Genomic DNA, 5,951 nt, shown 5'->3' on the forward strand with positions numbered 1-5,951 from the left:
AACCTGCAGAACTGAGTTGATGACGATGGAGGAGGAGAAGAAAGGGGGACATTGCCCCATCCATCCTCGCCACGATCGTCATGGTCCGCTTCAGGCGGACCACCCACGCTTTTGAAGTGTTTCGGCCCGTCGGCGGCTTTGTCGGGTGGCCGGCCGCCGGCTCCTGCTTCAGGCTGTGGCAGCCTGGAGGCGGGTGGTGAAGGACGCGAGGTCGGCGGCGACGGGGACGATGAGCTGGTCGGCGAAGAACTTCAGCTCGTTGCGCGTCAGGTCCTCCGGCCGGTCGACCACCACCACGTGCGGGCCCTTGGACCGCTTGATGATCTGCCGGGCGTAGGTGCGCAGCATCTGGTCGTGGAAGCGACAGCCGAGGAAGACGAAGCCGCGGGTGGCGCGGCGGTCCTTCACGGCCTGGGGGATGGGCGACTGGATGTCGATCTCGGTCAGCACCTCCACATAGTCGCTGTCGGCGACGAGGAAGTTTTTCGACGGGATGACGGCGCCGTGCGGCTTGTAGACCAGGAGGCGGGCGGCCTCGAGCTCGGACGGGGCGATCTCCTGGCCTTCCGGCCCGTAGGCGCGCCACCAGACGTCGAAGGTCTCCAGCGCCCGGGTGACGCCCTGGACCTCGGCCCAGTCGTCGCGGATGGAGAGGGCGTCGCGCATGGCGCCGTCGTACCAGGTGTCGACGATCATGGAGAGATGCTCCAGCCGGGCGAGCGCCAGGTGGAGCGGCGAGGGGGCCACCATGGGGGCGAAGATCTCGGCCATGTTGGCGATGAGGGTGCGCCGGTGGCGCCGCTGCTCGATGTACTGGGCGACCGACCACATGTTGGTGCGGATGCGCCCGGGTGCGGCGGTGAAGCGGTTGAGCGCGGCGGCGACCGCCTCCGGTGTGGTCGGCACGGGGACCGTGTCGCCGCTCATGGCGAGAAGGCCGGGGCCGAGGAAGGGCACGGCCTTGCCGGTGACGAGGCCCTCCACGGCGGCGTCGAGCACGGCGTCGGCCTCCGCGCCGGTGAGGACGGCGGGCAGCGGCGCGCGGGCGCGGGCCGGAGGGGCGGCGAGGGGGGCGGAAAGAGGGGCGGCGAGGTCACTCATCGTCGTCTCCGAGACGCTTGGCGTTGACGGTCACCGGCAGGCGGGTGCCTTCCGGCATCTCAGGCAGGACGAGCACCCAGCCGTTCTTCAGGCGGATCTGGCCACCCCAGAGGCCTTCGCGCTCCTGGTGGACCACCGGCTCCTCCAGGTCCTTCTTGGGGACGTAGAGTGAGAGACCCTTCGGGGTCTCGCGCAGCATGACTTTCATGGGGAGGGAACCTCGGAGCGGGTGTCGGGGGCGCGGGTGTCGGGGGAGGGGGCGGCGGCTTCGACGGGCGGGGGCGGCACGTAGGGCTTCAGCTCCTTGCCGCGCATGCCCACGATGGTGCCGGGGTCGATCCACTCCACGGCGTAGATGTAGAACTGCTGCAGGAAGGTGCCGATGTCGCGCACGTAGCCGATGTCGCCCTTGCGGACGAGGATCTCGCCCACTTCCTTGCCGCGGTAGGTGCCGTCGTTGCGGATGTGCTTCAGGCAGATGACCTTCGCGCCCGGCATGTAGAGGGGCGGCTTGACGATCTCCACCTCCTGTTCGCGGCCAAGTCCCATGTCAGGCTCCTTCCCGAAGGGCGAGGCGCTCGCGGGCGATGGAGCGGACGGCTTCGTCCGGATCGTCGGCGAGGGCCTCGAGGCAGGCATGGTCGCCGCGTTCGGCGACGGTGAAGCGGATCCGGATGTCCGGGTCCGCGGCGAGGTAGGCGAGGCTTTCCGGCGGCAGCCGCTCGGCCACCTCGCGCCGGACCATGGGGTCCGGGTCGAAGCCCATGGGGGCGAGCCGGCCGAGCGGCAGCCGGCGGGCGACGGTGCGGCGCACTTCGCTCTCCGGGTCGCCGGTGGCGATCGGCAGGAGGTCCGGCTCCAGGCGGCGCACCACCATGAGGCGGACGTAGTAGTCCTCGTCGGCGAAGAGCCGAAGAAGGTCGGCGCCGACGAGGCGCATGGCGCAGGCGATGCGGACCTTGCGGTCCTCGTCGCCGGTCATCTGGGCGACGCGGGGGAGCGGCAGGCGCATGACCGCCATGGCGCGCACCTCCGCGTCCGGGTCCTTCATCAGGCGCGGCAGGAGGAAGACGCTGGCGTGCTTGGCGGCCAGCGTCCGCACCTCGAAATAGGGCGCCTCCAGGTACTGGCCGGCGAGGTCCGGATTGCCGGTGAAGAACCGGTCGATCCGGCGCGCCCGCCGGTCGCGGACGCAGACCCGGCCGAGCACGCAGCGCCCGCTCGCCCGCATCTCCTGATGCGGGCAGTCGGTGCAGCTGAACGGCTTGCCCGTCCAGTCCAGGGTGTCGTCGATCGCTTCGGCAGGCTCGGTCAAGGGGGGATCCTCAAAGCGAGGCGCGGCGCGCCGGACGAATGCGTGGGTGGTCCGCCTTCGCGGACCATGACGATCGAGGGTGTTGGGCCATCGGGAAAGGGCGCTGCTGGACGGCAGGATCTCACCCTCCTTCTCCCCCTTTCCGCCGTCATGGTCGGCGAAGGCCGACCACCCACGCATTTCGGCGGAAGGATCGCGCCGGTCTCCGCGCGTCAGTGCTTGACCGGGATGCAGGTCTTCGGCACCGGGCAGACGGCGGCGCACTGCTGGGTGTCGAAGGCGCCCTCGCACTCGGTGCACTTCTTCGGGTCGATGATGTAGGTCTCGCCCTTGAACTTGATGGCGGCGGAGGGGCACTCGAACTCGCAGGCGCCGCAGGCGGTGCACTGGGAGGCGACGATCTGGAAGGCCATGGCGATTTCCTTTCGGGCTGGCTTGGCTGGGTGGGGGAAGGAGGAGGGTGTCAGGCCGACATGGGGGCGAGTTCGGCGCCGGCGTCGGCTCCGAAGGTCTCCATGACGAGGGCGAAGATGGCGGTTTCGATGTAGTCGTGGGCATGGGCGTCGGTCGCCCGGATGCCGGCGGCGGTGAGCTGGTCCTTGGGGCAGTCGCCGATCTTGGCGCAGAGCACCACGTCGACGCCCTCGAGCGCCGCGATCACCCCGTCGAGGGTCGCGTCCTCGCCGAAGCCGCCGAGGCAGTACTGCTCCACCTTGCGGTGGCCGACGAAGACGATGCCCTTCGGGCTCGCCTCGTAGACCTGGAATTCCTTGGCGTGGCCGAAGTGCTCGTTGACGCGCCCGCCGCCCTTGGTGGCGACCGCGACCAGCAGGCTGCCGGTCTCCACCACGTCCTTGACGGCGGCGATGGCGACCGACTTGGCGGCCACGTGGTCGCCGCGCTCGCGTGCCACCACCTCGCGGTAGGCCTCGCGCTTGGCCGGATCGTAGTGGATCTCCTCCGGCAGCTGGTCGAGGGTGAACTCCTGGCCGCGGTCCTCGCCGAGGAGGCCGACCGCGTCGGCGCGGCACTGGCGGCAGTGGCGCATCAGCTTGGCGCCGCCGTCGAGCTCGTCCTGCAGGGCCTTCAGCTCCATGGCGGTCGGGCCGCGCTGGCCGGTGAGGCCGAAGTGGGTGCCGTGCTCGGCTTCCGAGATCAGCGGCATCACGTTGTGCAGGAAGGCGCCGCGCTCCTTCACCCACTTGTTCACCTCGACGAGGTGGTCGTCGTTGACGCCGGGGATCATCACCGAGTTGATCTTGGTGAGGATGCCGCGGGCGGTGAGCATCTCGAGGCCCTGCATCTGGCGCTCGTGCAGGATCTGCGACGCCTCGATGCCGGTGTAGCGCTTGTGCTTGTAGAAGATCCACGGATAGATCTTCGCGCCGATCTCAGGGTCGACCATGTTGATGGTGATGGTGACGTGGTCGACGTTCATGTCCATCAGCTCGTCCACATGCTCCGGCAGGGCGAGGCCGTTGGTGGAGATGCAGAGCTTGATGTCGGGGATATACTTGGACACCTCCTTGAAGGTGGCCTTGGTCTTCTTCCAGTCGTAGCAGGCGTCGCCCGGGCCGGCGATGCCGAGCACGGAGAGCTGCGGCACCTCGTTGGCGACCGTGACGACCTTGCGCAGCGCCTGGTCGGGCGTCAGCTTCTCGGAGACGACGCCGGGGCGGCTCTCGTTGGCGCAGTCGTACTTGCGGTTGCAGTAGTTGCACTGGATGTTGCAGGCCGGGGCCACCGCCACGTGCATGCGGGCGAAATAGTGGTGGGCCTCCTCGGAGTAGCAGGGATGATCCTTGATCTTCTCCCAGATGTCCGCCTCCATGTCGTCCGGCTTGGCGGACGACCCGCAGGACGACGACTTGCAGCCGCCCTCGTCCAGCTTGGCCCTCATGGCGTCGAGATCGATAACCGAAGAAATGGCGTCGAGCGAAAGCATGATCCGTCTCCTCATGCGTGGCTGTCGGCCCTTGGATCCGCAAGCGCTGTGCCAGGAGGAAAACAGCGGCGGATCAGAGGGTTGACGGATCGCGTCGCGTGTCGTGTCGGACGCGGTGTCGCTGTTGCGACAGGCCGTGTCGGGCCCTGTGACGGGTCGTGCGACGGGCCGCGTCACGGTCCGGGGCGGCGTCGGCCCGGCTCCCGCGCCGGCGCGCGGCGTGCTATCTGCCGGCCATGGCCCACTCCGATTTCCGCACCCCTCGCCTCCACGTGCCCGGTCCGCTCGCCGTCGGGACGTCGGTGCCGCTCGCGCGCGAGGCGGCGAGCTATCTCCTGACCGTGCTCCGGCTCGCCGACGGCGCCCCGGTGCTGGTGTTCGACGGCGCGTCGGGCGAGTTCCGCGCCAGGCTTGCGCAGACCGGCCGCAAGGCGGCGGAGCTCGTGGTGGAGGCGCCGACCCGGCCGCAGCCACCGGCGCCGGACCTCCTCTACCTCTTCGCGCCGCTGAAGCATGCGCGGCTCGACTACATGGTGCAGAAGGCGGTGGAGATGGGCGTCGGGCGGATGCGCCCGGTGCTGACCCAGCACACCCAGGCAAGCCGGGTGAACCTCGACCGCATGCAGGCGAACGTCATCGAGGCGGCCGAGCAGTGCGGCGTGCTCTTCGTGCCGGTGGTGGAGCCGGAGGAGAAGCTGGACCGGACGCTGGCGCGCTTTGCCGCCGACGAGCCGGGGCGGCGGCTGGTGTTCTGCGATGAGGGCGAGGACACGACGAATCCTGTGCCGGCGCTCGCCGCGCTCGGGCGCGGGCCGCTGGCGGTGCTGATCGGGCCGGAGGGGGGATTTTCGGAAGGTGAGCGGCGGACGCTGAAGGCGCTGCCGTTCGTGACGGCCGTGCCGCTCGGGCCGCGCATTCTGAGGGCGGATACGGCGGCGGTGGCGGCGCTGGCGGTGATCCAGGCGACGATCGGGGATTGGGCGGGGTAGGGGGGATGGGTGGGGGTGGGCACGGGGATGGGGGTGGGGAGACGGGTAGGCTGGGTGGGTAGGGGGATTGGGTGGGGGTGGTGCAGTAAGGTGGAGGACAAGGTCGAGGGATCGGTTCGGGGGATTGGCGGGCGGATTGGGTGGGCGCGCAATCTCCTCCGCTTCCCCCAGGCGTCACCCCGGCGAACGCCGGGGCCCAACCGTCGGGGACATCAACCGCGCCGGTGCGGCTTGCGCGGCCGTCGGCTGGATCCCGACTTTCGTCGGGATGACGGCCGGGCGGGGTTGGGTGCTGGTTGCTTGTGGGAAACGCGTGGGTGGTCCGCCTTCGCGGACCATGACGATCGTGCGGGTGGGGTGGGGGGTGTGGGCGCGGGTTGTCCGGCGGCGATGTAGGCGCCGCCTCCTCCGTCCTCGTCATGGTCCACGGAGGCGGACCAGCCACGCTTTCCTCCTGTGAGCCCACAAATGCGTGGGTGGTCCGCCTGCGCGGACCATGACGACCATGCGGATGGGGTGGGGGGGCGTGGGCGCGGGTTGTACGGCGGCGATGTAGGCGCCATCCCCTCCGTCCTCGTCATGGTCCGCGGAGGCGGACCAG

7 protein-coding genes are annotated in these 5,951 nt (G+C 69.8%); 1 reads left to right on the plus strand and 6 read right to left on the minus strand.

Features of this window, described 5'->3' with window-relative positions; translation table 11 throughout:
• Positions 1 to 168 precede the first annotated feature (168 nt).
• The 6 genes from BUQ68_RS22405 to nifB all read right to left on the minus strand — a co-directional run bounded on the left by BUQ68_RS22405 (position 169) and on the right by nifB (position 4,361).
• Positions 169 to 1,101: an SIR2 family NAD-dependent protein deacylase gene (locus BUQ68_RS22405; protein WP_075218256.1), complete on the minus strand. Its 933-nt coding sequence runs from the start codon at positions 1,099 to 1,101 to the stop codon at positions 169 to 171.
• Positions 1,094 to 1,309 (minus strand): putative nitrogen fixation protein NifT, encoded by a 216-nt coding sequence (gene nifT / locus BUQ68_RS22410; protein WP_075218257.1) that lies wholly within the window; start codon positions 1,307 to 1,309, stop codon positions 1,094 to 1,096. The genes BUQ68_RS22405 and nifT overlap by 8 nt, the downstream gene beginning before the upstream one ends.
• Complete coding sequence (locus BUQ68_RS22415) at positions 1,306 to 1,650, minus strand: nitrogen fixation protein NifZ (RefSeq protein ID WP_075218258.1); 345 nt, start codon at positions 1,648 to 1,650, stop codon at positions 1,306 to 1,308. The genes nifT and BUQ68_RS22415 overlap by 4 nt, the downstream gene beginning before the upstream one ends.
• 1 nt (position 1,651) lies before the next feature.
• Complete coding sequence (locus tag BUQ68_RS22420; protein WP_075218259.1) at positions 1,652 to 2,416, minus strand: 4Fe4S-binding leucine-rich repeat protein; 765 nt, start codon at positions 2,414 to 2,416, stop codon at positions 1,652 to 1,654.
• Positions 2,417 to 2,628: 212 nt separating this feature from the next.
• The gene (locus tag BUQ68_RS22425; RefSeq protein ID WP_075218260.1) at positions 2,629 to 2,829 is read right to left on the minus strand and encodes a 4Fe-4S dicluster domain-containing protein; all 201 of its coding nucleotides are present in this window, start codon (positions 2,827 to 2,829) and stop codon (positions 2,629 to 2,631) included.
• Between the two features lie 50 nt (positions 2,830 to 2,879).
• Positions 2,880 to 4,361: a nitrogenase cofactor biosynthesis protein NifB gene (nifB, locus tag BUQ68_RS22430; protein ID WP_075218261.1), complete on the minus strand. Its 1,482-nt coding sequence runs from the start codon at positions 4,359 to 4,361 to the stop codon at positions 2,880 to 2,882.
• A gap of 236 nt (positions 4,362 to 4,597) precedes the next feature.
• Here nifB and BUQ68_RS22435 point away from each other — a divergent pair, with 236 nt between their 5' ends.
• The gene (locus tag BUQ68_RS22435; protein WP_075218262.1) at positions 4,598 to 5,350 is read left to right on the plus strand and encodes a 16S rRNA (uracil(1498)-N(3))-methyltransferase; all 753 of its coding nucleotides are present in this window, start codon (positions 4,598 to 4,600) and stop codon (positions 5,348 to 5,350) included.
• Positions 5,351 to 5,951 lie beyond the last annotated feature (601 nt).

The organism is Mongoliimonas terrestris (genome assembly GCF_001927285.1).
Lineage (GTDB): Bacteria > Pseudomonadota > Alphaproteobacteria > Rhizobiales > Pleomorphomonadaceae > Chthonobacter > Chthonobacter terrestris.

Coding starts and splice junctions, on each gene's coding strand:
- BUQ68_RS22425 (WP_075218260.1), bottom strand. CDS start 2,829: ATGGCCTTCCAGATCGTCGCCTCCCAGTGCACCGCCTGCGGCGCCTGC.
- nifT (WP_075218257.1), bottom strand. CDS start 1,309: ATGAAAGTCATGCTGCGCGAGACCCCGAAGGGTCTCTCACTCTACGTC.
- BUQ68_RS22405 (WP_075218256.1), bottom strand. CDS start 1,101: ATGAGTGACCTCGCCGCCCCTCTTTCCGCCCCCCTCGCCGCCCCTCCG.
- nifB (WP_075218261.1), bottom strand. CDS start 4,361: ATGCTTTCGCTCGACGCCATTTCTTCGGTTATCGATCTCGACGCCATG.
- BUQ68_RS22415 (WP_075218258.1), bottom strand. CDS start 1,650: ATGGGACTTGGCCGCGAACAGGAGGTGGAGATCGTCAAGCCGCCCCTC.
- BUQ68_RS22435 (WP_075218262.1), top strand. CDS start 4,598: ATGGCCCACTCCGATTTCCGCACCCCTCGCCTCCACGTGCCCGGTCCG.